The sequence below is a fragment of the Streptomyces sp. NPDC052040 genome (assembly GCF_044548405.1).
Classification (GTDB): domain Bacteria; phylum Actinomycetota; class Actinomycetes; order Streptomycetales; family Streptomycetaceae; genus Streptomyces.
The window spans coordinates 114,786-137,817 of record NZ_JBIUBV010000016.1 but is presented as its reverse complement, the minus strand read 5'-3'; the positions used below and the strand labels follow the sequence as shown (position 1 = coordinate 137,817).

At 72.7% G+C, this 23,032-nt stretch carries 15 protein-coding genes and 2 pseudogenes; 8 read left to right on the top strand and 9 right to left on the bottom strand.

Going from position 1 to position 23,032, the window contains the following annotated elements:
• Positions 1-111: 111 nt before the first annotated feature.
• A complete protein-coding gene (gene lgt, locus ACIHAA_RS26430) occupies positions 112-1,326 on the top strand; it encodes a prolipoprotein diacylglyceryl transferase (RefSeq protein WP_399821310.1) in 1,215 nt (404 codons plus the stop codon).
• A 125-nt stretch (positions 1,327-1,451) separates the two neighbouring features.
• Here lgt and ACIHAA_RS26425 read toward each other — a convergent pair whose 3' ends face one another.
• The 6 genes from ACIHAA_RS26425 to ACIHAA_RS26400 form a co-directional block, all read right to left on the bottom strand.
• Positions 1,452-2,297 carry an HpcH/HpaI aldolase/citrate lyase family protein gene (locus tag ACIHAA_RS26425; protein WP_399821308.1) on the bottom strand — a complete coding sequence of 282 codons (846 nt, stop codon included), beginning with the start codon at positions 2,295-2,297 and terminating at the stop codon, positions 1,452-1,454.
• Positions 2,294-3,481 (bottom strand): CaiB/BaiF CoA transferase family protein, encoded by a 1,188-nt coding sequence (locus tag ACIHAA_RS26420; RefSeq protein WP_399821306.1) that lies wholly within the window; start codon positions 3,479-3,481, stop codon positions 2,294-2,296. The genes ACIHAA_RS26425 and ACIHAA_RS26420 overlap by 4 nt, the downstream gene beginning before the upstream one ends.
• Positions 3,478-4,839 (bottom strand): ADP-ribosylglycohydrolase family protein, encoded by a 1,362-nt coding sequence (locus ACIHAA_RS26415; RefSeq protein WP_399821303.1) that lies wholly within the window; start codon positions 4,837-4,839, stop codon positions 3,478-3,480. The genes ACIHAA_RS26420 and ACIHAA_RS26415 overlap by 4 nt, the downstream gene beginning before the upstream one ends.
• Positions 4,827-5,996 (bottom strand): ADP-ribosylglycohydrolase family protein, encoded by a 1,170-nt coding sequence (locus ACIHAA_RS26410; RefSeq protein ID WP_399821301.1) that lies wholly within the window; start codon positions 5,994-5,996, stop codon positions 4,827-4,829. The genes ACIHAA_RS26415 and ACIHAA_RS26410 overlap by 13 nt, the downstream gene beginning before the upstream one ends.
• Positions 5,997-6,004: 8 nt before the next feature.
• Entirely contained in the window at positions 6,005-7,159 is a 1,155-nt protein-coding gene (locus tag ACIHAA_RS26405) for an ADP-ribosylglycohydrolase family protein (protein WP_399821300.1), read from the bottom strand.
• 206 nt (positions 7,160-7,365) lie between these two features.
• Positions 7,366-8,682: an ADP-ribosylglycohydrolase family protein gene (locus tag ACIHAA_RS26400; RefSeq protein WP_399821297.1), complete on the bottom strand. Its 1,317-nt coding sequence runs from the start codon at positions 8,680-8,682 to the stop codon at positions 7,366-7,368.
• A 260-nt stretch (positions 8,683-8,942) separates the two neighbouring features.
• Here ACIHAA_RS26400 and ACIHAA_RS26395 point away from each other — a divergent pair, with 260 nt between their 5' ends.
• The 4 genes and pseudogenes from ACIHAA_RS26395 to ACIHAA_RS26380 form a co-directional block, all read left to right on the top strand.
• Positions 8,943-9,674 (top strand): VIT1/CCC1 transporter family protein, encoded by a 732-nt coding sequence (locus tag ACIHAA_RS26395; protein WP_399821295.1) that lies wholly within the window; start codon positions 8,943-8,945, stop codon positions 9,672-9,674.
• Between the two features lie 363 nt (positions 9,675-10,037).
• Positions 10,038-14,633, top strand: coding sequence for a glutamate synthase large subunit (gene gltB, locus ACIHAA_RS26390; RefSeq protein ID WP_399821294.1), 4,596 nt, complete (start codon positions 10,038-10,040; stop codon positions 14,631-14,633).
• Positions 14,626-16,089 (top strand): glutamate synthase subunit beta, encoded by a 1,464-nt coding sequence (locus tag ACIHAA_RS26385; protein WP_399821292.1) that lies wholly within the window; start codon positions 14,626-14,628, stop codon positions 16,087-16,089. Before gltB ends, ACIHAA_RS26385 begins: the two co-directional genes overlap by 8 nt.
• Positions 16,090-16,224: 135 nt before the next feature.
• Positions 16,225-16,485, top strand: a pseudogene (locus ACIHAA_RS26380) (VWA domain-containing protein); the annotation flags it as partial.
• Positions 16,486-16,748: 263 nt separating this feature from the next.
• On the opposite strand, the gene ACIHAA_RS26375 reads toward ACIHAA_RS26380, so the two are convergent.
• The gene (locus tag ACIHAA_RS26375; RefSeq protein ID WP_399821290.1) at positions 16,749-18,428 is read right to left on the bottom strand and encodes an IPT/TIG domain-containing protein; all 1,680 of its coding nucleotides are present in this window, start codon (positions 18,426-18,428) and stop codon (positions 16,749-16,751) included.
• A gap of 479 nt (positions 18,429-18,907) precedes the next feature.
• Here ACIHAA_RS26375 and ACIHAA_RS26370 point away from each other — a divergent pair.
• Positions 18,908-19,405 (top strand): annotated as a pseudogene (locus tag ACIHAA_RS26370) (VWA domain-containing protein); the annotation flags it as partial.
• A 3-nt stretch (positions 19,406-19,408) separates the two neighbouring features.
• Here the strand turns inward: ACIHAA_RS26370 and ACIHAA_RS26365 are convergent.
• Positions 19,409-20,365, bottom strand: a complete 957-nt coding sequence (locus tag ACIHAA_RS26365; protein ID WP_399821288.1) for an acyl-CoA dehydrogenase family protein — start codon at positions 20,363-20,365, stop codon at positions 19,409-19,411.
• Positions 20,365-21,504: an acyl-CoA dehydrogenase family protein gene (locus ACIHAA_RS26360; RefSeq protein WP_399821286.1), complete on the bottom strand. Its 1,140-nt coding sequence runs from the start codon at positions 21,502-21,504 to the stop codon at positions 20,365-20,367. Before ACIHAA_RS26360 ends, ACIHAA_RS26365 begins: the two co-directional genes overlap by 1 nt.
• A gap of 59 nt (positions 21,505-21,563) precedes the next feature.
• Here ACIHAA_RS26360 and ACIHAA_RS26355 point away from each other — a divergent pair, with 59 nt between their 5' ends.
• Both ACIHAA_RS26355 and ACIHAA_RS26350 read left to right on the top strand, forming a co-directional pair.
• A complete protein-coding gene (locus tag ACIHAA_RS26355; protein ID WP_399821284.1) occupies positions 21,564-22,349 on the top strand; it encodes an SDR family oxidoreductase in 786 nt (261 codons plus the stop codon).
• A gap of 53 nt (positions 22,350-22,402) precedes the next feature.
• Entirely contained in the window at positions 22,403-23,020 is a 618-nt protein-coding gene (locus tag ACIHAA_RS26350) for a TetR/AcrR family transcriptional regulator (RefSeq protein ID WP_399821282.1), read from the top strand.
• The last annotated feature ends 12 nt before the right edge of the window (positions 23,021-23,032 follow it).

Sequence of the window (23,032 nt, the reverse complement as noted above, 5' to 3'; positions counted from 1 at the left end):
GCCCGCCCGGCGTGCCCCCGGATCCGCCACGCCGGGGGCGCCCTACGTTATGGACCCGTAGCCGGGTGGGTTGCCGTGCTCCGTGCCCGGCACGGTAGCGTCGTTCCTGCCATGGAACTTGCCTACATCCCCAGCCCGTCGCGCGGAGTGCTGTATCTCGGCCCCGTTCCGCTGCGCGGCTACGCGTTCTGCATCATCATCGGCGTCTTCGTGGCCGTGTGGCTCGGCAACAAACGCTGGATCGCCCGCGGCGGCCGACCGGGCACAGTGGCCGACATCGCCGTCTGGGCGGTGCCCTTCGGCCTGGTCGGCGGCCGTCTCTACCACGTGATCACGGACTACGAGCTGTACTTCAGCAACGGCCGCGACTGGGTGGACGCGTTCAAGGTCTGGCAGGGCGGCCTCGGGATCTGGGGCGCGATCGCCCTCGGTGCGCTGGGCGCCTGGATCGGCTGCCGCCGCCGGGGCATGACACTCCCCTCGTACGCCGACGCCGTCGCGCCCGGCATCGCCTTCGCCCAGGCGATCGGCCGCTGGGGCAACTGGTTCAACCAGGAGCTGTACGGCAAGCCGACGGACCTGCCGTGGGCGCTGCACATCACGTCCTCGGCAGGCGGCCGAGTGCCCGGCTACTACCACCCCACCTTCCTGTACGAGTCGCTGTGGTGCGTCGGGGTCGGGTTCCTGGTGATCTGGGCCGACCGCCGCTTCCAGCTCGGGCACGGGCGGGCCTTCGCCCTGTATGTGGCCGCGTACTGCGTCGGCCGCGGCTGGATCGAGTACATGCGGGTCGACGACGCGCACCACATCCTGGGCCTGCGGCTGAACGACTGGACCGCCATGCTGGTGTTCGTCTGCGCCGTGGTGTACATGGTGGTGTCCTCGCGACTGCGTCCGGGCCGCGAGGAGATCGTGGAACGCGGCGCCCCCGGCGAGGAGCCCGGCAGCGACGACGACTCCACGGACCTGCGCGAGCAGCAGGGCGGAACCGACGGCAAGCCGGGCCGCAGCGAGCAGCCGGGCCTCCGCGACGCGGACCCGGCCAAGGAGAAGGCGAAGCCGGTCGGCGTCAAGACGAAGCCGGTCGACGTCAAGGCGAAGCCGGTGGCCGGGAAGTCGGCCGACGGCAAGGCGAAGCCGGTCGACGCGACGGCGGAGCCCGTGGCCGGTGAGCAGGGCCCGGAGCCGGAGGAAGCGGTCGCGGGGAAGGCGGACCGGACTCCGGAGGCGCCCGCGCCCTCGGCGGAGGCTCCCGGTGCGTCCGGCGCCCCGGAGGGCGCGAAGACTCCGGCGGCGGACGAAGCCCGGCCCGCGAAGAAGGGCTGAGTCCCGCATCTGTGCAGGCCGAGGGCGCCGTATCCGCGGATACGGCGCCCTCGCGGCGTGCCAGGCCCTTCGGCCCGCGCGGGGCCTGTCGCGTCCCGGCCCCGGCGGGGCCCGTGGCCGCCTCCTCAGCGTCTGCGGCGGGCCAGGGCCAAGGTGGTCCGGGCCTCCCGTACCACCGCGGTGTCGACAAAGCGACCGTCGGGCAGGGCCTGGGCGCCCGGGTCGCGGGCCGCCGCCTTCAGGACCTCCTCCGCGCGGGAGATCTCGTCCGCGGTCGGCGCGTAGGCCCGCTCGATGACCGGGAGCTGGCGGGGGTGGATCGCCGCCCGGCCCAGAAAGCCCAGGGCCCGGCCGCGGGCGCAGGAGACCGCCAGCCCCTCCAGGTCCCGGGTGTCGGGGTAGATCGACTGGGTGGGCGGCGGCAGCGCGGCGGCCCGGGCGGCCACCACCACCCGGGACCGAGACCAGTCGAGCCCCGTGTCCTCCCGTACGCCGAGATCGGCCCGCAGGTCCGCCTCGCCCAGCGCGATGCCCCGGAGCGCCGGATGCGCCGAGGCGATGCTGAACGCCCGCTCCACACCGAGCGCCGTCTCCAGCAGCGCGCAGAGCGGGACCGTACGGCCCGCCACGAGGGCGGCCCGCCCCGCCGCCTCCACGACGTCGAACGGCGAGGTCACCTTCGGCAGCCGCAGGCCCGCCAGCCCCGGCAGGGCCGACAGCGCCGCGAGATCCGCCTCCGCCCAGGGGCTGTCCGGCGCGTTCACCCGGACATGGACGGGCACCGGAAGGTGCTCGGACAGCCGCTCCGCCGTCGCCGACCGGGCGAACTCCTTGCGGTCCGGGGCGACCGCGTCCTCCAGGTCGACCAGCACCACGTCCGCGCCCGCCCGCAGGGCCTTGCCGACCACCTCGGGGCGGTCCCCGGGCGCGTACAGCAGGGTGAGCGGGGGATGGCCCGTGCCGCCGCTCACAGGGCCCCCTCCGCCGCGAGCGCGGCGATCTCCTCGTCGGTGAGGCCCAGTTCGCCGAGGATCTCCCGGGTGTCCGCGCTGTGCGGGCGGCCCGCCCAGCGGATCGCGCCGGGTGTGCCGGAGAGCCGGAACAGCACGTTCTGCATCCGCAGCGGGCCCAGTTCCGGGTCGGGGACCGTGGTGATCGTCTCCAGGGCCGTGTACTGCGGGTCGGTCATCACGTCCCGTACGTCCTGCACCGGCGCCGCGGCCGCCTCGGCCTCGTCGAACCGCTTCAGCACCTCCGCGCGGCCATGGCGGGCGATCCACCCGCCGACCGCCTCGTCCAGCACCTCCGCGTGCCGAGCCCGGCCCTCCCCGGTCGCGAACCACGGCTCCTCGATCACCTCGGGCCGGCCCACCAGGCGCATCACCCGCTCGGCGACGGACTGCGCGGAGGTCGAGACGGCGACCCAGCCGCCGTCCGCGGTGCGATAGGTGTTGCGCGGGGCGTTGTTCTGGGAGCGGTTGCCGGTGCGCCCCTGGACATGGCCCAGCTGGTCGTACCAGATCGGCTGCGGTCCGAGGACGGTGAGGATCGGCTCGATGATTGCCAGGTCCACGACCTGCCCCCGGCCGGTGCGGTCCCGGCCCGCGAGGGCGGTCAGCACCGCGTAGGCCGTCGTCAGGGCCGCGATGGAGTCCGCCAGTCCGAACGGCGGCAGCGTGGGCGGGGCGTCCGGCTCCCCGGTGATGGCCGCGAAGCCGCTCAGCGCCTCCGCGAGCGTGCCGAAGCCGGGCCGGTGGGCGCAGGGCCCGTACTGGCCGAAGGCGGTGACCCGGGCGAGGACCAGCCGGGGGTTGGCTGCCGACAGTTCCTCCCAGCCCAGGCCCCACTTCTCCAGCGTGCCCGGGCGGAAGTTCTCGATCACCACATCCGCGGTGGCGGCCAGCCGCAGCAGGGTCGTCCGCCCGCCGGGCCGGGACAGATCCAGGGTCATGGTGCGCTTGTTGCGGCCCAGCAGCTTCCACCACAGGCCCACCCCGTCCTTCGCCGGGCCGTGGCCGCGCGAGGGGTCCGGACGGGTCGGGTGCTCGACCTTGACGACCTCGGCGCCGAAGTCGCCGAGGAGGGTGGCGGCGAGGGGACCGGCGAAGAGGGTCGCGAGATCGAGGACGCGGAGGCCGGTGAGGGGCGCGGTCATGAGCGGTGGGCTTCCCGGTGGGTGAGGTGGGCCAGGGCGTCGAAGCCGATGCCGTTGAAGTCGCCGACGGAGGTGGTCAGCCGGTTCTTGAGCGGGGCCCGCCAGCGCTCGGGCAGCGCCGCCGGGCGTCCGGCCAGCAGCCCCGCGAGGCTGCCCGCGGTGGCGCCGTTGGAATCCGTGTCCCAGCCCCCGGACACCGCACGGCACACGGAGCCGGTGAAGTCGCCGTCGGCGTGGGTGAGGGCCGCCGCGATCAGGGCGGTGTTGGGGACGGCGTGGACCCAGTGGTACATCCGGTGCACGGCGTGGAGTTCGTCCACCACGGCATCGAAGTCCCGCGTACGGCACGCGAGTTGGATCGCGTGCCGGACGGCGCGGGCCAGCCGCGAGCCGGGCGGGACCACGGTGAGTCCGGTGCGCAGACAGTGGTGGACATCGGGGGTGCCGGTGGCCGCCTCGGCGAGCGCGGCGGCGGTGAACATGGCCGCGTAGACACCGTTCGCGGTGTGGGTGAGCACGGCGTCGCGGTGGGCCCGCCCGGCCGCGGCGGCCGGGTCGCCCGGGCTGGTCCAGCCGTGGACGTCCGCACGGATCAGGGCGCCGATCCACTCGCGGAAGGGGTTGCGGTGGCGGGCCGTGCGCGGGGGCTCGATCCCGCCGAGCAGATTGCGGTAGGCGACGCGTTCGGCGGTGAAGGTGCGTCCCGCGGGCAGTTCACCGAGCCAGAGCCGGGCCACGTCGTCGGTGGTGAAGTCCTTGCCGTGGCGGGCGAGGAGCAGCAGATTCAGAAGCGGGTAGTCGAGGTCGTCGTCCTCGGGCATGCCGTCGATGTTCTCGGCGAGGGAGTTCCCCGCGGAGCGGCGGTTCCAGGGGTGGCGCCCGGCGAGGTCGGCCGGTACCCCGCGAGCCGTGAACCAGGTGTGCAGCGGCCAGTTGTCCGTGGCGCGGGCGAGTGCGCGGATGCCGTCCAGCGGGAGCTTCTCCACGGGCTTGCCCAGCAGGCAGCCGATGGCCCGGCCGAGCCAGGCGGCCTCGTAGCGGGCCTCGGCCGGGACCGCGGCGCCCTGGGCCCGGTCCGGCCAGTCGGGGCACAGGGCCTTGATGCGCTCCAGACAGGTTGGCTCGCGGTCCGCGGACGGGCTGGGCAGATCGGCCAGTTCGTCGAGCAGGTCCTCGGCCAGCATCCGCAGATACGGGGATACCGGGCCCGCGGAGGCGCCCGCGCGCGCCGGGGCCTCGGGGCCGCCCGCCCGGTGCCAGCGCGCCGCCACGGCCGCCGTCTCGCGCCCCTCGTGCGCCGACTGGCGCAGCTCATGGCCGAGGAGGTCCTCCGACTGGACCCAGGTCAGTCGGAGCATCTCGGGCCCTCCATCCCGGCGAACGCCGCCTCATGGGCCCGGCGGCGGTGCACGTCCCGGGCGAAGATCTCCCGGGCGACCTCCGTCAGCGCCCGCGCCGGGGCGTGCAGATCCAGACGGCTGGCCTCCGCGACCTCCTTCGCCCAGTAGGACGGCACCTCCGAGCCCAGCGCGCCCGTGATGGCGCCCGCCATCGTCGCGATGGAGTCACAGTCCCGGCCGTAGTTGACCGAACCGAGCACCGCGTGCCGGTAGTCGCCGCGCGCCACCACCACCATGCCCAGCGCCACCGGGAGTTCCTCGATGGCGTGCAGCCGGGAGGGGCGGCGGGCGCCCAGCGACGGGGTGCGGTAGTCCGGTCCGACCGTGTCGTAGGGGGCCACCGCCTCCCGCAGCGGACGCAGCGCGGACTCGAAGTCCGCATGGCGGGACGCCGTGTCGCAGACCGCCTCGATGGCGGCGCGCGTACCGTCCTTCGCCAGCGACAGACACGCGCCCACGACCGAGTCGGCGGTCGCGCCCGGTGTGCACGCCGCCGCCACCGCCGCGGCGAACACCCCGGCCGCCTCCCTGCCGTACGACGACTGGTGCGCGCCCGCCACGTCCAGCGCCTCGGCGTACGCCCCCGCCGGATTGGCCGCGTTGACCAGGCCCACCGGTGCCATGTACATCGCCGCACCGCAGTTGACGATATTGCCGCTGCCCGCCTCGCGCGGGTCGACATGGCCGTAGTGCACCCTGCTCACCAGCCACTTCTCCGCCAGGAAGAGCCGTCGCAGGGGGACGGTCTCCGCCTCCAGCTCCGGGATCCAGCGCGGGTTGGTCATCAGGTCCGGGACCAGGTGGTCGGCGACCGCGTAGGCGTCGAGGTGGTCGCGGACCGCCGCGTACACCCGCACCAGCGCATGCGTCATCAAGGTGTCGTCGGTGACATGGCCGTCGCCCTTGTGGTACGGGGCCAGGGGGCGGGCGGTCCGCCAGGCGTCGCCGTGCCAGGGTCCGACGATTCCGTGCACCCGGCCGCCGTGCCGCTCGACGATCTGCGCGGGGGAGTAGCCCTCGACCGGGCCGCCGAGGGCGTCGCCGACGGCGGCGCCGACCAGGGCGCCGGTGATGCGTTCGTCGAGAGGGGGCGTCTCGTCAGAAGTGGGCGTCATGTCCCGAATCATCCACCTGGAGCGGTCAGTTCCGTGGTCTCCAGGAGTTCGGCGAGGTGTACGAGGTCGGTGCCGCCGAGCCGTGGCAGCGCACAGCCGGACAGGGTGCGGCAGGCGTCGCGCCAGGCGGCCGGGATCGCCCCGCCGCCGTCGATCGCCCCGGTCAGCGCGCCCGCCAGGGCCGGTGCGGAGTCGGCGACCCGCGACAGGCAGGCGGCGGCGGGCACGGCCTCGGCGATCCGGCCGCGGGCCGCGGCCGCCAGGGCGAGTGCGACGGGGACGGTCTCCGCGGCCGCCACACCGTAGCTGTAGACATGGTCGACGATCTGGTGTTCGAGCAGGGGTACGACGGAGAAGGCGCCGTCGCCCTCCCGGGCCAGCGCCAGCGCGTGCCGGGCGTTGCGGCCGATCTCAGTGCCCTCGGGGAGTTCGGCCAGCGCGGCCGCGACACACCGCCCCACCGGTTCCCCGGACAGGGCGAGCGAGAGGGCCGCGGCCATGGCGCGCGCCCCGTGCACCCCGTCGCCGTCCTGGGTGTAACGGGCGTCGAACTCCGCCAGTTCGGCGGCGAGCCGCGGCTCTCCCGGGTGCGCCACCGCCAGCACACAGGCCCGTACGCAGGCCGCGTCGTCGAAGTAGTGCGGATTGTCGTGGCCGGTGGCGGGCGGGCGCAGACCGGTGGCCAGATTGCCGAGGCCCGCCCGCACGGAGATACGGGCGCGCAGCGGCAGGACCGCCGACTCCGCCTCGGGCGCGCGGTCGGCCGCCGCGGCGACCTCGGCGGCGAGGGTGTTCCAGGACAGATCGAGGGCCGCGCGCATTCTGCGCGGCCGGTCGAGGTCGCCGAGCGCGCTGCCGTCCCCGGCCCGCAGTACCGCCTCCGCCGCGAACGCCGCCCACTCGGCGTCGTCCGAGGGCCCCAGCCGCAGCGGCTCCGGCGGCTGATTGAGCGCGATCGGCACGGGCAGGGTGGTGGTCGCGTTCTGCTCGGCGAAGCTGTCCAGCTCACGGGTGAGCCGCCGGGTCCACTCGGGCATCCGGGCGGCCCGGTGCCGGGCCGCCGGCCACCCGGCGGCATCCCCGGCGGCAAGCCCGAGCAGGAGCCCTTCGATCCGCCGGGAGGCCGTACCTTCGCGCACGGCCACGTCTTTGCGTACGGCCACGACGTGGTCTCCGTCCGTGCCTTTGCGCACGGCCTCCCGCTCGCATCCTTCCGCGCCTTCGCGTTCGGCCTTGCGTTCGCCTCCGTCTGAGCCTTTGCGTACGGCCACGCCGTCCCGTACGGCCACGCCGTCCCGTACTTTGCGTACGGCCTCACCTGCGCGTGCGCCCTCGTTCCCGGCGCGTGGGCAGGGCCCGGCGGGCGCGCTCACGACTCCACCTCGTCCTCGTCCACCGCGGCCACATACGCCGCCTCCGCGTAGGCCGAGGGATCGGGCTGCGTCCGGGCGTCCCGGAGCGGAGGTCCGCCGCGCCGCGGCGGCTCGCCCCCGGGGGCGGCGCCTCTGCCGGGGGCCGCGACAGCGGTTCCGGCGGGCCCGGCTTCCGCGGCCGGTCGCGCCGTCCCGTCGGCCGTGTGCGGCCGCATGGCACCGGTACCGGCGGGCTGCCCCCGTCGGCCGGTTTCCGCAGGCAGGGGCGGGGCCGCGAGCTGCGCCCGGGGAGTCATGGCGGGGGTGTGCCGGGAGGCGGTCTCCGGAGTCAGGAGGTCGGCCACCTCCAGTACGTGGTGACCCGCCATGGAGGGCAGGCAGCGGCCGCGGACCGGGCCGATCGCCGCCGCCCAGTCGGCCGGGATCGCCGAGAGGCCGCGGGCCGCGCCCGCCAGCGCGCCCGCGACCGCCGCGGTGGTGTCGGCGTCGCGGCCCATGTTCACCGCGGTGAGCACCGACTCCCTGAAGTCGCCGTCCGCCGCCGCGTACGCGCCGAAGGCCAGCGCCACCGCCTCGGGGGCGAGGTCCGTCCAGGGGTAGCCGCCGATCACCACCGCGGAGCGGACCGCGCGGGCGCCCCCGTGGGCCGCCGCGACCGCGCGCCGCAGGGAGCGGGCCGTCCAGGAGTCGTCCGGGACCACCGCGAGGGCCGAGGCCACCACGGCGGCCGTCGGCGCCCCCGCCATCGCCGCCGCCACCCCGGCGGCGACCGCCTGACCGCCGTAGATGCCCTCTCCCTCATGGCTCACCGAGCCGTCGACGGCCACCAGCCGGGCCGCTTCCACGGGGCGGCCCGCGGCGAAGACGCCGAAGGGTGCCGCCCGCATGGCCAGGCCGTCGCTCCAGGCGTGCCGGTGCTGTGCGGAGACGGGCGCCGCGAGGCCCCGGCGGAGGTTCTCCAGCGTGCCCCGCTCGCTGAAGCCCGCCCCGCGGAAGGGGCCCTCGTCCCGGTCCGCGATCCACCGGTGCCAGGCCGCCTCCACATGCGCCACGGTGAGCGCGGAACCGTGGCGGGCCAGCAGCAGCCCCGAGAAGATCGCGTACTCGGTGTCGTCCGTGCCGCAGGGCCGCTCGGTGACGTATCCCGTGATGCGCCCCCAGCGGGCGCGGATCTCGGACGGCTTCAGATTCTCGGCGGGGGCGCCCAGCGCGTCCCCGACGGCGAGCCCCAGCAGCGCGCCGCGCGCCCGGTCCCGCAGGGCGGACATCGCTCCGGGGGCCGGGGCCGGGGGAGGGCAGGCGATGGAAGCCATAGGGAGCCTCTTCTCTCTGGGCGCCCCGTCCCCGGTCCGCGGCGCCGACCGCTTTGCGGATCTGTGCCACCGGGGCCCTCGCGGCGAGCCTCACCGGCCTCAGCATCACCCGTCCGACAGCCGTGCATGGATGAGCACTCAGTGCCAAAGGCGCAGGTTAGCGCAGCCTTTCCTTGCTGGCGGCGCGGTCAGGAACGGCGTAGTTTTGGCGTTGTCGAAAAGTGGAAACAGTCCAAACAAGCTGCTTGGGGGACCAGGGCATGGCCATCATCGAGACCGAGGCGACGCTGCACGAGGCGCACCGGGACAACCACACCCACCGCGATGTCAACGGCGGCTGGCTGCGGCCGGCGGTCTTCGGTGCCATGGACGGACTGGTGTCCAACCTGGCCCTGATGACCGGTGTCGCCGGTGGGGCCGTCGGCCAGCAGACCATCATCATCACCGGCCTCGCGGGCCTGGCCGCCGGGGCCTTCTCCATGGCGGCGGGCGAGTACACCTCCGTCGCCTCCCAGCGTGAGCTGGTCCAGGCCGAGCTGGACGTCGAGCGCCGCGAGCTGCACAAGCATCCCGACGACGAGCAGCGGGAGTTGGCGGCGCTCTACGAGAGCCGGGGAGTCGAGCCCGCACTCGCGCGGGAGGTCGCCCGGCAGCTCTCCCGCGACCCGGAGCAGGCGCTGGAGATACATGCCCGCGAGGAGCTCGGCGTCGACCCCGGCGACCTGCCCTCCCCGCTGGTGGCGGCCGTGTCGAGCTTCGGCTCCTTCGCGCTCGGCGCGCTGCTGCCCGTGCTGCCGTATCTGCTCGGCGCCCACTCCCTGTGGCCCGCGGTGCTGCTCGCCCTGTTCGGGCTCTTCGCCTGCGGTGCGGTCGTGGCCCGGGTGACGGCACGCAGCTGGTGGTACAGCGGACTGCGGCAGCTGGTGCTCGGCGGCGCCGCGGCGGGTGTGACGTACGCCCTGGGCAGCCTGTTCGGGACCGCCGTAGGATAGAGAACGCGCTATGTATGCGAGGGATCGCATAAGTAGTCGTTACGTCACGGTTTCGAGTGCCTGACCACAGGGCATGAGCCGTAAGCGCCGCGGGCAATGAAGCCTGCGCCACCACACCGCCGGCGGGCGACGACGCCCGCCTCCCGGCCCGACGGACACCGATCTGTCCGCTCGCGCCCCCCAGGCTTCCGTCACCGTGCGGGAAACCCGTGCCGCACTCCCGATGTCCGCATGCTGGAATGGGCTATCCACTTTCCGAGATCCACTCCATCATGTAACCTGCACGAAATTTTGCACCCGACGCAGAGGGCCAACGTCGTCCCTCGGCACCGCACATGCCACTTGACGACGACGGGAGAGCCGATGCGTACGCCGCGCCAGCCGTCCCAGCATTCCACGAACGGCCGGAACTGGTCGTTCATGGATGCTCGCCCTGCTGCGCAGGGTATGTACGACCCCCGCAATGAGCACGACGCCTGCGGCGTCGGCTTTGTGGCCACCCTCACCGGCGAGGCGAGCCATGCGCTGGTCGAGCAGGCGCTCACGGTTCTGCGCAACCTGGAGCACCGCGGCGCCACGGGCTCCGAGCCCGACTCCGGAGACGGGGCCGGCATCCTCTCCCAGGTGCCCGACGGCTTCTTCCGCGAGGTGGCCGGATTCGCACTGCCCGAGGCGGGCGGCTATGCCGTGGGCATCGCCTTCCTGCCCGAGGCGACGACCGCCGAGGCCGTCTCACAGATCGAGACGATCGCCGCCGAGGAAGGTCTCACCGTCCTCGGCTGGCGCGAGGTCCCCGTCGCGCCCGAGCTGCTCGGTGCCACCGCCCGCTCCACCATGCCGGTCTTCCGCCAGCTCTTCGTGAGCGACGGCGCCAGCCGGGGCATCGACCTGGACCGCACGGCCTTCGTGCTGCGCAAGCGCGCCGAGCGCGAGGCCGGTGTCTACTTCCCGTCGCTGTCCGCGCGCACGATTGTGTACAAGGGCATGCTGACCACCGGCCAGCTGGAGCCCTTCTTCCCGGACCTCTCCGACCGCCGCTTCGCCTCGGCCATCGCCCTGGTCCACTCGCGCTTCTCCACCAACACCTTCCCGAGCTGGCCGCTCGCCCACCCGTACCGCTTCGTCGCCCACAACGGCGAGATCAACACGGTCAAGGGCAACCGCAACTGGATGCGTGCCCGCGAGTCGCAGCTGCTCTCCGACCTCTTCGGCCCCCAGGAGCGGCTGGAGCGGATCTTCCCGATCTGTACGCCGGACGCCTCCGACTCCGCCTCCTTCGACGAGGTGCTCGAACTCCTGCACCTCGGCGGCCGCTCGCTGCCGCACTCCGTGCTGATGATGATCCCGGAGGCGTGGGAGAACCACGACTCCATGGACCCGGCCCGGCGCGCCTTCTACCAGTACCACTCCACGATGATGGAGCCCTGGGACGGCCCCGCCTGCGTCACCTTCACCGACGGCACCCAGGTCGGCGCGGTGCTCGACCGCAACGGTCTGCGCCCGGGCCGCTACTGGGTCACCGACGACGGCCTCGTCGTCCTTGGCTCCGAGGTCGGCGTCCTGGACATCGACCCCGCCAAGGTCGTCCGCAAGGGCCGCCTCCAGCCCGGCCGGATGTTCCTCGTCGACACCGCCGAGCACCGCATCATTGAGGACGACGAGATCAAGGCCGGCCTGGCCGCCGAGCAGCCCTACCTGGAGTGGCTGGAGGCGGGCGAGATCGAACTCGGCGACCTGCCCGAGCGCGAGCACATCGTCCACACCCACGCCTCGGTCACCCGCCGCCAGCAGACCTTCGGCTACACCGAGGAGGAACTGCGCGTCCTCCTCGCCCCCATGGCCAGGTCCGGCGCCGAGCCGATCGGCTCCATGGGCACCGACTCGCCGATCGCCGCGCTGTCCGAGCGCCCCCGGCTGCTCTTCGACTACTTCACCCAGCTGTTCGCCCAGGTCACCAACCCGCCGCTGGACGCGATCCGCGAGGAACTGGTCACCTCGCTGCGCTCCTCGCTGGGCCCCGAGGGCAATCTGCTGGAGCCCACCGCGGCCTCCTGCCGCAGTGTGCTGCTGCCCTTCCCGGTGATCGACAACGACGAGCTGGCCAAGCTCATCCACATCAACGCCGACGGCGACATGCCGGGCATGAAGGCGGCCACCCTCTCCGGCCTCTACCGGGTCTCCGGCGGCGGCGAGTCCCTCGCCGCCCGGATCCGCGAGATCTGCGCCGAGGCCGACGCCGCCATCGACAACGGCGCCCGGCTGATCGTGCTGTCCGACCGCCACTCCGACGCCGAGCACGCGCCGATCCCCTCGCTGCTGCTCACCGCGGCCGTCCACCACCACCTCATCCGCACCAAGGAGCGCACCCATGTGGGCCTCCTGGTCGAGGCCGGCGACGTCCGCGAGGTCCACCATGTCGCCCTGCTCATCGGCTACGGCGCCGCGGCCGTCAACCCCTACCTGGCGATGGAGTCCGTGGAGGACCTGGTCCGGGCGGGAACGTTCCTGCCGGGTGTCGAGGCCGAGGACGCCATCCGCAACCTGATCTACGCCCTCGGCAAGGGCGTCCTGAAGGTCATGTCCAAGATGGGCATCTCGACCGTCGCCTCCTACCGCGGCGCCCAGGTCTTCGAGGGCGTCGGCCTGGACCAGGGCTTCGTCGACGAGTACTTCAACGGCACCGCCACCAAGATCGGCGGTGTTGGCATCGACGTCGTCGCCCGCGAGGTCGCCGCCCGCCACGCCAAGGCCTACCCCGCCTCCGGCATCGCCCCCGCGCACCGCGCCCTGGAGATCGGTGGCGAGTACCAGTGGCGCCGCGAGGGCGAGCCCCACCTGTTCGACCCGGAGACGGTCTTCCGCCTCCAGCACTCCACCCGCACCGCCCGGTACGACATCTTCAAGAAGTACACGGACCGGGTGAACGAGCAGTCCGAGCGCCTGATGACGCTGCGCGGCCTGTTCGGCTTCAAGAGCGGCCGCCCGTCGATCCCCCTGGACGAGGTCGAGCCCGTCTCCGAGATCGTCAAGCGCTTCTCCACCGGCGCCATGTCGTACGGCTCCATCTCCCAGGAGGCGCACGAGACGCTGGCCATCGCCATGAACCAGCTGGGCGCCAAGTCCAACACCGGTGAGGGCGGCGAGGACCCCGAGCGCCTCTACGACCCGGCCCGCCGCTCGGCGATCAAGCAGGTGGCCTCCGGCCGCTTCGGCGTGACCTCCGAGTACCTTGTCAACGCGGACGACATCCAGATCAAGATGGCCCAGGGCGCCAAGCCCGGCGAGGGCGGCCAGCTGCCCGGCCACAAGGTCTACCCCTGGGTGGCCAAGACCCGGCACTCCACCCCCGGCGTCGGCCTGATCTCCCCGCCGCCGCACCACGACATCTACTCCATCGAGGACCTGGCCCAGCTGATCCACGACCTCAAGAACGCCAACCCGGGCGCCCGCATCCATGTGAAGCTGGTCTCCGAGGTCGGCGTCGGCACGGTCGCCGCGGGCGTGTCCAAGGCGCACGCGGACGTCGTCCTGATCTCCGGCCACGACGGCGGCACGGGCGCCTCCCCGCTCACCTCGCTCAAGCACGCGGGCGGCCCCTGGGAGCTGGGCCTCGCCGAGACCCAGCAGACCCTGCTGCTCAACGGCCTGCGCGACCGCATCGTCGTGCAGACCGACGGCCAGCTGAAGACCGGCCGGGACGTCGTCATCGCCGCCCTGCTGGGCGCCGAGGAGTTCGGCTTCGCGACCGCGCCGCTGGTGGTCTCCGGCTGCATCATGATGCGCGTCTGCCACCTGGACACCTGCCCGGTCGGCATCGCCACCCAGAACCCGGTGCTGCGCGACCGCTTCACCGGCAAGGCCGAGTACATCGTCAACTTCTTCCGCTTCATCGCCGAGGAGGTCCGCGAACTCCTCGCGGAGCTGGGCTTCCGCTCCATCGACGAGGCCGTCGGCCACGCCGAGGCCCTCGACGTGACCCGCGCGGTCGACCACTGGAAGGCGCAGGGCCTGGACCTGGAACCGCTGTTCCACGTGCCCGAGCTGCCCGAGGGCGCGGTGCGCCACCAGGTCGTCGCCCAGGACCACGGCCTGGAGAAGGCGCTCGACAACGAGCTGATCAAGCTCGCCGCCGACGCCCTCTCCGCGAACTCGCAGGCCGAGGCCCAGCCGGTGCGCGCCCAGGTCGCGATCCGCAACATCAACCGCACGGTCGGCACCATGCTCGGCCACGAGGTGACGAAGAAGTTCGGCGGCGCGGGCCTGCCCGACGACACCATCGACATCACCTTCACCGGCTCCGCGGGCCAGTCCTTCGGCGCGTTCCTGCCGCGCGGCATCACCCTGCGGCTGGAGGGCGACGCCAACGACTACGTCGGCAAGGGCCTGTCCGGCGGCCGGGTCGTCGTCCGCCCCGACCGCGCGGCCGAGCACCTCGCCGAGTACTCCACCATCGCGGGCAACACCCTCGCCTACGGCGCCACCGGCGGCGAGCTGTTCCTGCGCGGCCGCACCGGCGAGCGGTTCTGCGTCCGCAACTCCGGTGCGCTGGTGGTCTCCGAGGGCGTGGGCGACCACGGCTGCGAGTACATGACCGGCGGCCACGCGGTCGTGCTCGGTGAGACCGGCCGCAACTTCGCCGCCGGTATGTCGGGCGGTGTCGCCTACGTCATCGACCTGGACCCCGACCACGTCAACGCCGGGAACCAGGGGGCCGTCGAGGCCCTGGACGACACCGACCGGCAGTGGCTGCACGACGTGGTGCGCCGCCACGCCGAGGAGACCGGCTCCACGGTCGCCGAGAAGCTGCTCGCCGACTGGGACACGGCCGCGGCCCGCTTCAGCAAGATCATCCCCAGCACCTACAAGGCAGTGCTCGCCGCCAAGGACGCCGCCGAGCGAGCCGGTCTCACCGAGACCGAGATCACCGAGAAGATGATGGAGGCGGCGACCCATGGCTGATCCCAAGGGCTTCCTGACGCACGGCCGCGAGGTCGCCGAGTCCCGCCCGGTGGGCGAGCGCGTCAAGGACTGGAACGAGGTCTACGTCCCCGGCTCGCTGCTGCCGATCATCAGCAAGCAGGCCAGCCGCTGCATGGACTGCGGGATCCCCTTCTGCCACAACGGCTGTCCGCTCGGCAACCTGATCCCCGAGTGGAACGACTACGCCTACCGCGAGGACTGGGCCGGGGCCTACGAGCGGCTGCACGCCACCAACAACTTCCCCGAGTTCACGGGCCGCCTGTGCCCCGCCCCGTGCGAGTCGGCGTGTGTGCTCGGCATCAACCAGGCCCCGGTCACCATCAAGAACGTCGAGGTCTCGATCATCGACAAGGCGTGGGAGGACGGCACCGTCCGGCCGCAGGCCCCCGAGCGCCTGTCCGGCAAGACGGTCGCGGTCATCGGCTCGGGCCCGGCGGGCCTCGCCGCCGCCCAGCAGCTCACCCGCGCCGGTCACACGGTCGCGGTCTACGAGCGGGCGGACCGCGTCGGCGGCCTGCTGCGCTACGGCATCCCCGAGTTCAAGATGGAGAAGCGGCACATCAACCGCCGTATCGAGCAGATGCGCGCGGAGGGCACCCGCTTCCGTACCGGCGTTGAGGTCGGCCGCGACCTCAGGGCGACGGATCTGCGCAAGCGGTACGACGCCGTGGTGATCGCCGCGGGCGCGACCACCGCACGCGACCTGCCGGTCCCCGGACGCGAACTCAAGGGCGTCCACCAGGCCATGGAGTACCTGCCCCTGTCCAACAAGGTGCAGGAGGGCGACTACGTCAGCCCCCCGATCTCCGCCGAGGGCAAGCACGTCGTCGTGATCGGCGGCGGTGACACCGGCGCGGACTGCGTGGGCACCGCCCACCGCCAGGGCGCGGCCTCCGTCACCCAGCTGGAGATCATGCCCCGCCCGAACGACGAGCGGCACCCCGCCAACCAGCCCTGGCCGACCTTCCCGATCCTCTACAAGGTCACCTCGGCCCACGAGGAGGGCGGCGACCGCGTCTACTCGGTCTCCACCACCCACTTCGAGGGCGACGAGGACGGCAATGTGCAGTGGCTGCACCTGGCCGAGATCGAGTTCACCGACGGCCGTCCGGTCCAGAAGCCGGGCACCGAGCGGCGGATCCCGGCGCAGCTGGTCACCCTCGCCATGGGCTTCACCGGCACCGACCGGGAGAACGGGCTGGTCGACCAGTTCGGCCTGGACCTCGACGAACGAGGTAACATCGCCCGCGACGCCGACTTCCACACCAACGTGCCGGGAGTGTTCGTGGCGGGTGACGCCGGCCGCGGCCAGTCCCTGATCGTCTGGGCGATCGCCGAGGGCCGCTCGGCCGCCCACGGTGTCGACCGTTACCTCACGGGTGCCAGCGACCTGCCGGCTCCCATCCGTCCGACGGACCGCGCCCTGGCGGTCTGACCGGTGCACAACTGACCCCCAGGGTCACCCAAAGCGTCCCGTACAAAGGCGTACGGAACACAGACGGCGCCCGTCCCCCACGTCCCCGACCGGACTGGGGCGGGCGCCGTCGCACATCTCGACCAGGGAGCCCGCATGGCCGCGATCAGTCTGAGCAAGGTCGAGGAGACCGCTCCCGGACTGGCCGGTCTGTACCGGACCGCCGGGGTCTCCCTGGTCAAGCACGGGCTGGACGGCCAGCGGGCCGCCGTCTACCTGGTGGTGGACCACTCCGGATCCATGCGCCCCTACTACCGGGACGGCAGTGTGCAGGCGCTCGCCGAGCGGGTGCTCGGGCTGTCCGCGCACCTCGACGACCACGGAAGTGTCCCGGTTTATCTTGGGCAACCAGAAGTCGTGAGTTATGTGAGGTAAGTAGGGTGGATCTCTACTTGCCTACATGATATCCGGGGGTGTTAAGGCACGTTGGTTACAGCAGATGTGCTGCCCCGTCACTACCGGGCGGAGCGTGCTGTGTCCGCTGACGGGAGTGTGCAGTGGGTGGTAGTCGACGAGGGCGGTATCCGGCACAGGGAAGCAACTCGCGATGACCAGCAGCCCTTCCAGGGCAGCCCGTTGCTTGGCGTCGGGCCGGGCGGCCAGGTCTTCCGCACTCGCCGTCAGATGTAGGTGTAGGCGCCGGGCAGGGTGCTGGTGCCGCCGGCGGTGGTGACGGTGACGTCCACGGTGCCGGTGGTGGGGCTGGGGGGGACCACGGCGGCCAGGGTGTTGTCGGATCCGGTGCTGAACAGGGCGTTGACGCCGTTGAAGGTGACGTAGGTGGCGGTTCCCAGGTTCCGGCCGGTGAGGTCGGTGACGTTGCCGCCGAATTGGCTTCCGGTGGTGGTGCTCAGGCCGGTGAGCGCCGGTGGGTCGACGTAGGTGTAGGTGAGTGTTTTGGTGGCGAGGCCGCCGGCGGTGGTGACGGTGACGGGTACGACACCGGGACCGGTGGCGGGTGGGACGGCTGCGGTGATCTGCTGGTCGGAGACGATCAGGGGTGGGGCCAGCAGGGTGCCGAACAGCACCGCGTTGGCGGTGGCAAGTTTCGAGCCGTCGATGGTGACGGTGTTGCGGCCGACCGTCGGGCCGGCGGCGGGGGTGAGGGAGGAGGCGCTGCCGCTGGGGTAGTAGGTGAAGGGCTTGGGGTTGCTGGTGCCTCCCGGGGTGGTGACGGTGACCTGTGCGGTACCGACGCCGGGCGGGGTCGCCACAACGATCCGGTTGGCTGTGCTGGCGAGGATGGGGGCGGCGACGGCGTTGAATTTCACCGAGGTGGCGCCGGCGAGACCGGTGCCGGTGATCGTCACCTTCGTCCCACCCTGCTGGGGCCCCAGGGTGGGAGCCATCTCGTTGAGGGTCTGGATGATGCTGACGGTGTTCGCACCGTTGTTGGCCACGTAGACGTCGAGGTTGTTGGGGGTGACCGCAATCCCGGCGGGCTGGTGTCCGACCGTGATGGTGTCAGTAACCGTGTTGGTGGTGGCGTCGATGACGCTGACGGTGTCGGATCCGTGGTTGGCCACATACACCCAGCGGTTGTCGGAGCTGCTCGCCACTCCCCAGGGGGTGGTGCCCACCGCGATGGTGGCGGTGATCGTCCTGGTGGCGGTGTCGATGACGCTGACGGTGTTCGCTGTGCTGTTGGTCACGTAGACGTGCCGGGTGTCGCGGGAGACCGCCACCCCGAGCGGGGCGGACAGGCCGCCGATGGTCGCTACCACGGTGTTGGGGGTGGTGATCACGCTGAGGGTGTTGTCGGCGGTGTTCGCTACGTACACCTCCAGCCCGGTGACGTCGACCGCGACGCCGGTGGGCTGGGAGCCGACCGGGATCGTCGTCAGGATGGCGCTGGTGAGCGTGTCGATCACGCTGAGAGTGGCCGAGTCCTGATTGGTGACATAGAGGCGGATGCCGCTGGGGTTCACGGCAAGCCCGTTGGGATTGTTCCCCACGGCGATCGTGTCGATGACCGCGAGCACGGCCTTTTGTCCGGTACGGACAGCGTTCGCGGTGCTGTCCGTCGCATAGACCAAGGTGCTGTCCGGGCTCACCGCCAACGCCGTAGGGGTGTTGTAGGGACCCAGCGCGGTGGAAACGGTCAGTTCTCCGACGTCCAGCACGCTGACTGTGCCAGAGCCACTGTTGGCCACATACGCATGCAGCCCCAGGGGATCCGTCGCTACCCCCAGCGGCTTGGCCCCCACCGGAATCGTGGACACCGCCCGCACGACCGCGGCCGTCGGCGATACGGCGGTCAGGCTCGGTCGTTCCACGGCCGGGGCTATCGAGTTGCTCATCATGCACCTCTGCTGTGGGTGGCGGGTCGGTGAGGCGCCATCCGCACGAAAGAGGGCAGAGACTCGGGGAGGACGGCGCGGCAAGATTCCAAGGCGTTCGGCCCGCGCTAAAGCGCCTTAAGGAAACGCAACCGGAAAACTCCCCCCGCCACCAGGTGGTACCGGGAGCGCTTCACCACCATAGGGAGTACTTCTGTGTCCCCGGGAGACCACCGTCGCGCCGTGGCGCCTGCCCCCGACGAAGTGCCCCAACTCCTTCACGACACAGGCCCGGAATCCCACACGCCGAGTCTCCCTGGACCGCCGCTTCCGGCGCAGCTTGTGCGGCCAGCAAGGACAGACGTGAACTGTCGGCCCGGTTCAGCCTTCCTGCCCGATGGGTTCGACGGCGGTGCCTGCGCGGTGTTTGCGGAGTTCCGGTAGAGCGCGGAGCGGCTGAGGCCGAGGTCAGCCCAAGACCGGAGTCACCGCCCATACGCCATCTGGATAACTTCGGCGTCTTCTTCTCCACGGACGTCGACGCCCTCGCCGGTATCTCCCTCGCCGACCACCGGGGGCGGATCGAACGGATCGCGGCCGGTCTCGGGCACATGGGCAGGACCGCCTACCACCACGCGATGGACGCCGTCATCGACCACTACCTGGACAGCGGCGCCCGGGGCCCCGCGCTGGTGGTCTTCCAGACCGACGGCGGCCCCAGCGGCAGGTTCGCCGCGGAGCGCCATCTCTGCAAGGCCGCCGCGCTGCCGCTGTACTGGCAGTTCGTCGGGTTCGGCGACCCGGACAGCAGGCAGTTCGACTTTCTGCGCAGGCTGGACGAGCTGCCGGTGCCGGATCAGCGGGTCGTCGACAGCGCGGGCTTCTTCCATGCGGGGCGGGACCCGCGGGCGGTGCCCGACGCCGAGCTGTACGACCGGCTGGTGGGCGGCTTCCCGCAGTGGCTGGCGGCGGCCCGGGCCCGGGGCATCGTGGTCTGAGCATCAGAGGTCCTGCTCCCGCCCGGCGAGCACGGCGGCCCGGCACTGCGCCGGGGTGCCCCACGCACCGCGCAGCGCACGGGCCCTGGTCAGCCACAGCGACAGGTCGTACTCGGCGGTGTACCCGATCGCGCCGTGCACCTGGAGCGCGGTCCGGGCGGCTCCGTACGCCGCCTCGCACGCCGCGACCTTCGCCGCGGCGATGTCCGCCGGGGCCATCGACAGCGCGGCGCCGAAGACCAGCGGCTCCGCGAACTCCAGGGCGACCGCGGTGTCCGCCAGCCGGTGCTTGACCGCCTGGAAGGAGCCGACGGGCACTCCGAACTGGACCCGCTGCCCGGCGTAGGAGACGGTCCGGTCCAGCAGAGCGAGCCCCACGCCCAGCGCCTGAGCGGCCGTGGCCAGCCGGGCCCAGTCGAGGGCACCCGGCGGGACGGCGGGGCACAGCACCTCCCCGCCGGGCAGCGGGACGGCGAGCCGACGGGCGGGATCCAGTGAGGGCCGCACCTCGGGGCGGCAGCCGGGCGCCAGCCGCACCCGCCCGTCCCCAAGGGACAGCACCACATCCGCCGCGTCACCGTCCACGGCGTACGCCCCGCCCACCGTGACCATGGTCTTCCCCGCGACCAGCGGCGGCAGCAGCCGCGCCGCCCGCTCGGGATGCCCCGCCAGCAGGACCGCCGCGAGCACCGTCTCCGCCAACGGACCCGGCACCGCGTGCCGCCCCAGCTCCACACAGGCCACGGCCAGGTCCGGCGGCAGCGGGCCGACCCCCTCGTACGCCTCGGGAACCGCCAGCGCGAAGACCCCGGCCCCGGCGATCTCCGACCACAGCGCCCGGCCCGCGCGCCGGTCGCCCGCGCCCCAGGCCCGGATCACCGAGGGGGTGTCGGCGGCCGTCAGCAGGGCGTCCAGCGAGCGGGCGAAGGCGCGCTGCTCGGCGGTGAGCGGAAAGCGCATCAGCGGCGGCCCTTCGGCAGGCCGAGCAGGCGCTCGGCGATGATGTCGCGCTGGATCTCGTTGGTGCCCGCGTAGAGCGGGCCCGCCAGGGAGAAGACATAGCCCTCGGACCAGTCGGTGTCTGCCCGTTCCCCCTCCTCGGCCAGCAGATCGAGCGCCGTCTCGTGCAGCGCGATGTCGTACTCCGACCAGAAGACCTTGGTGAGACTCGCCTCGGGACCGACCCTCTCGCCCGCCAGCAGCCGGGCGGCCGTCGCCCGGGCGGACAGCTGGTACGCACGGGCGCCGATCAGGGCGTCGGCCACCCGGTCGGCCGCCGAGGCGGGGCTTCCGCACTCCCGCCAGAGCCGGAGCAGCCGGTCGGCGGCGGCCAGATAGCGGCCGGGGGACCGCAGGGTGAGCCCGCGCTCGTCGGCCGTCGCCGACATCGCTATCCGCCAGCCCTGGCCCGGCTCGCCGATCACGTCCTCGTCGGGCACGAACACCTCGTCCAGGAAGAGTTCGGCGAAGGCCGGTCTGCCGTCCAGCCGGCCGATGGGCCGGACCGTGACCCCGGGCGCGCGCAGGTCGAACATGACGTACACCAGGCCCTGGTGCGGCTGCGGGGTGTCCGGATCGCAGCGGAACAGCCCGAAGGCGCGGTCCGCGAAGGCCGCCCGCGACGACCAGGTCTTCTGCCCGCACAGCAGCCAGCCGCCCCGCGTGCGCACGGCCCTGGACCGCAGGGCCGCCAAGTCGGAACCGGCCTCGGGCTCCGACCACGCCTGCGCCCAGACCACCTCGCCCGCGGCCATCGGCACCAGCACCCGGGCCCGCTGCTCCTGTGTGCCGTACGCGAACAGGGTCGGCGCCAGCAGCCCGATGCCGTTCTGCCCGACGCGGCCCGGGGCGCGCGCCGCGTAGTACTCCTCCTCGAAGACGAGGCTGCGCACCGGCCCGCAGTCCCGTCCGCCGTACCGGGACGGCCAGGACACCACCGACCAGCGGTCCGCGGCGAGTTCCGCCTCCCAGGCGCGGTGGGCCGCGAAACCCTCCTCGGTCTCCAGGGAGGGCAGCGGCACCCGGGGCACATGCACGGCCAGCCAGGACCGGGCTTCGGCGCGGAAGGCCGCGTCGGCGGGCGAGGGGGTGAGGTCCATGGGCGGCACCCTTCGGCGACGGCTTCCCTAACAAGTGTTTGGTAGGTTAGCGTGTGGCTATGACAGGCGTCGAGAGTCCGGGTCACGTGCCCGGCCACGGGCTGCTCACGGGCCGCACCGCCGTCATCACCGCGGCGGCCGGGACGGGCATCGGAGGCGCCACCGCGCGGCGCTTCCTGGAGGAGGGCGCCCGCGTGCTGATCAGCGACGCCCATCCGCGCAGACTCGCGGACCACGAGGCCTTGCTGAGCCGGGAGTTCGGCGGGGCGGTGGCCGCGGCCCGCTGCGACGTCACCGACCAGCCCCAGGTGGAGGCCCTCTTCGAGACGGCCGCCCGGCTGCACGGGCGGCTGGACATCGTCGTCAACAACGCGGGCCTCGGCGGCACCGCCGCACTCGCCGACATGACCGACGAGCAGTGGTCCACGGTGCTCGACGTCACGCTGAACGGCACCTTCCGCTGCACCCGCGCCGCCCTGCGCTCGATGCGGGAGACCGGCGGCGGCGTGATCGTCAACAACGCCTCCGTGCTCGGCTGGCGCGCCCAGGCCGGACAGGCCCACTACGCGGCCGCGAAGGCGGGCGTGATGGCCCTGACCCGCTGCGCCGCGATCGAGGCCGCCGCCTACGGGGTGCGGGTCAACGCCGTCGCGCCCAGCCTCGCCCTGCACCCCCACCTGGCGAAGACCACCACGCCCGCGCTGCTGCGGGAACTGACCGCCCGGGAGGCCTACGGACGGCCCGCCGAGCCCGGGGAGGTGGCCAATGTGATCGTCTTCTTGGCCTCCGGCTACTCCTCCTACATGACCGGCGAGGTCGTCGCCGTCAGCAGCCAGCACCCCTAGGGCCGTACCGGAGGCGTGCCGTGGACCAGCGCTCCCGGGACCACAATGGACCCGTGCCGACCAAGAAGAAGCCCCAGGTGACCGCCGCCCCCGCACGCCGCCGCGAACTCCTCGACACCGCCGCCGAGGTCTTCGCCGAACAGGGCTACAACGCCACCACCGTCCGCACCATCGCGGACCACGCCGGAATGCTCGCGGGCAGCCTCTACTACCACTTCGACTCCAAGGAATCGATGCTGGAGGAGATCCTGCGCTCCTTCCTCGACGAGCTGTGGGGCGGCTACGACACCGTCCTGGAGTCCGAACTCGGCCCCCGCGAAACCCTGGAGGCGCTGGTCACCGAGTCCTTCCGGGAGATCGACCGGCACCGCGCCGCCGTCGCCATCTACCAGAAGGAGTCCCGGCAGCTCGCCGCCCAGGAACGCTTCGCGTTCCTCGCCGAGTCACAGCGCAGATTCGAGAAGGCATGGCTGTCGACCCTGGAGCGCGGCGTCGCCGCCCGGGTCTTCCGCGCCGACCTCGACATCCGGCTCACCTACCGCTTCGTCCGCGACACCGTGTGGGTCGCCGCCTCCTGGTACCGGCCCGGCGGCCGGCACAGCCCGGAGGAGATCGCCCGGCAGTACCTGTCGATGGTCCTCGACGGGATCGCCGTACGCACCGAACCGTAACTGCCAACCGTC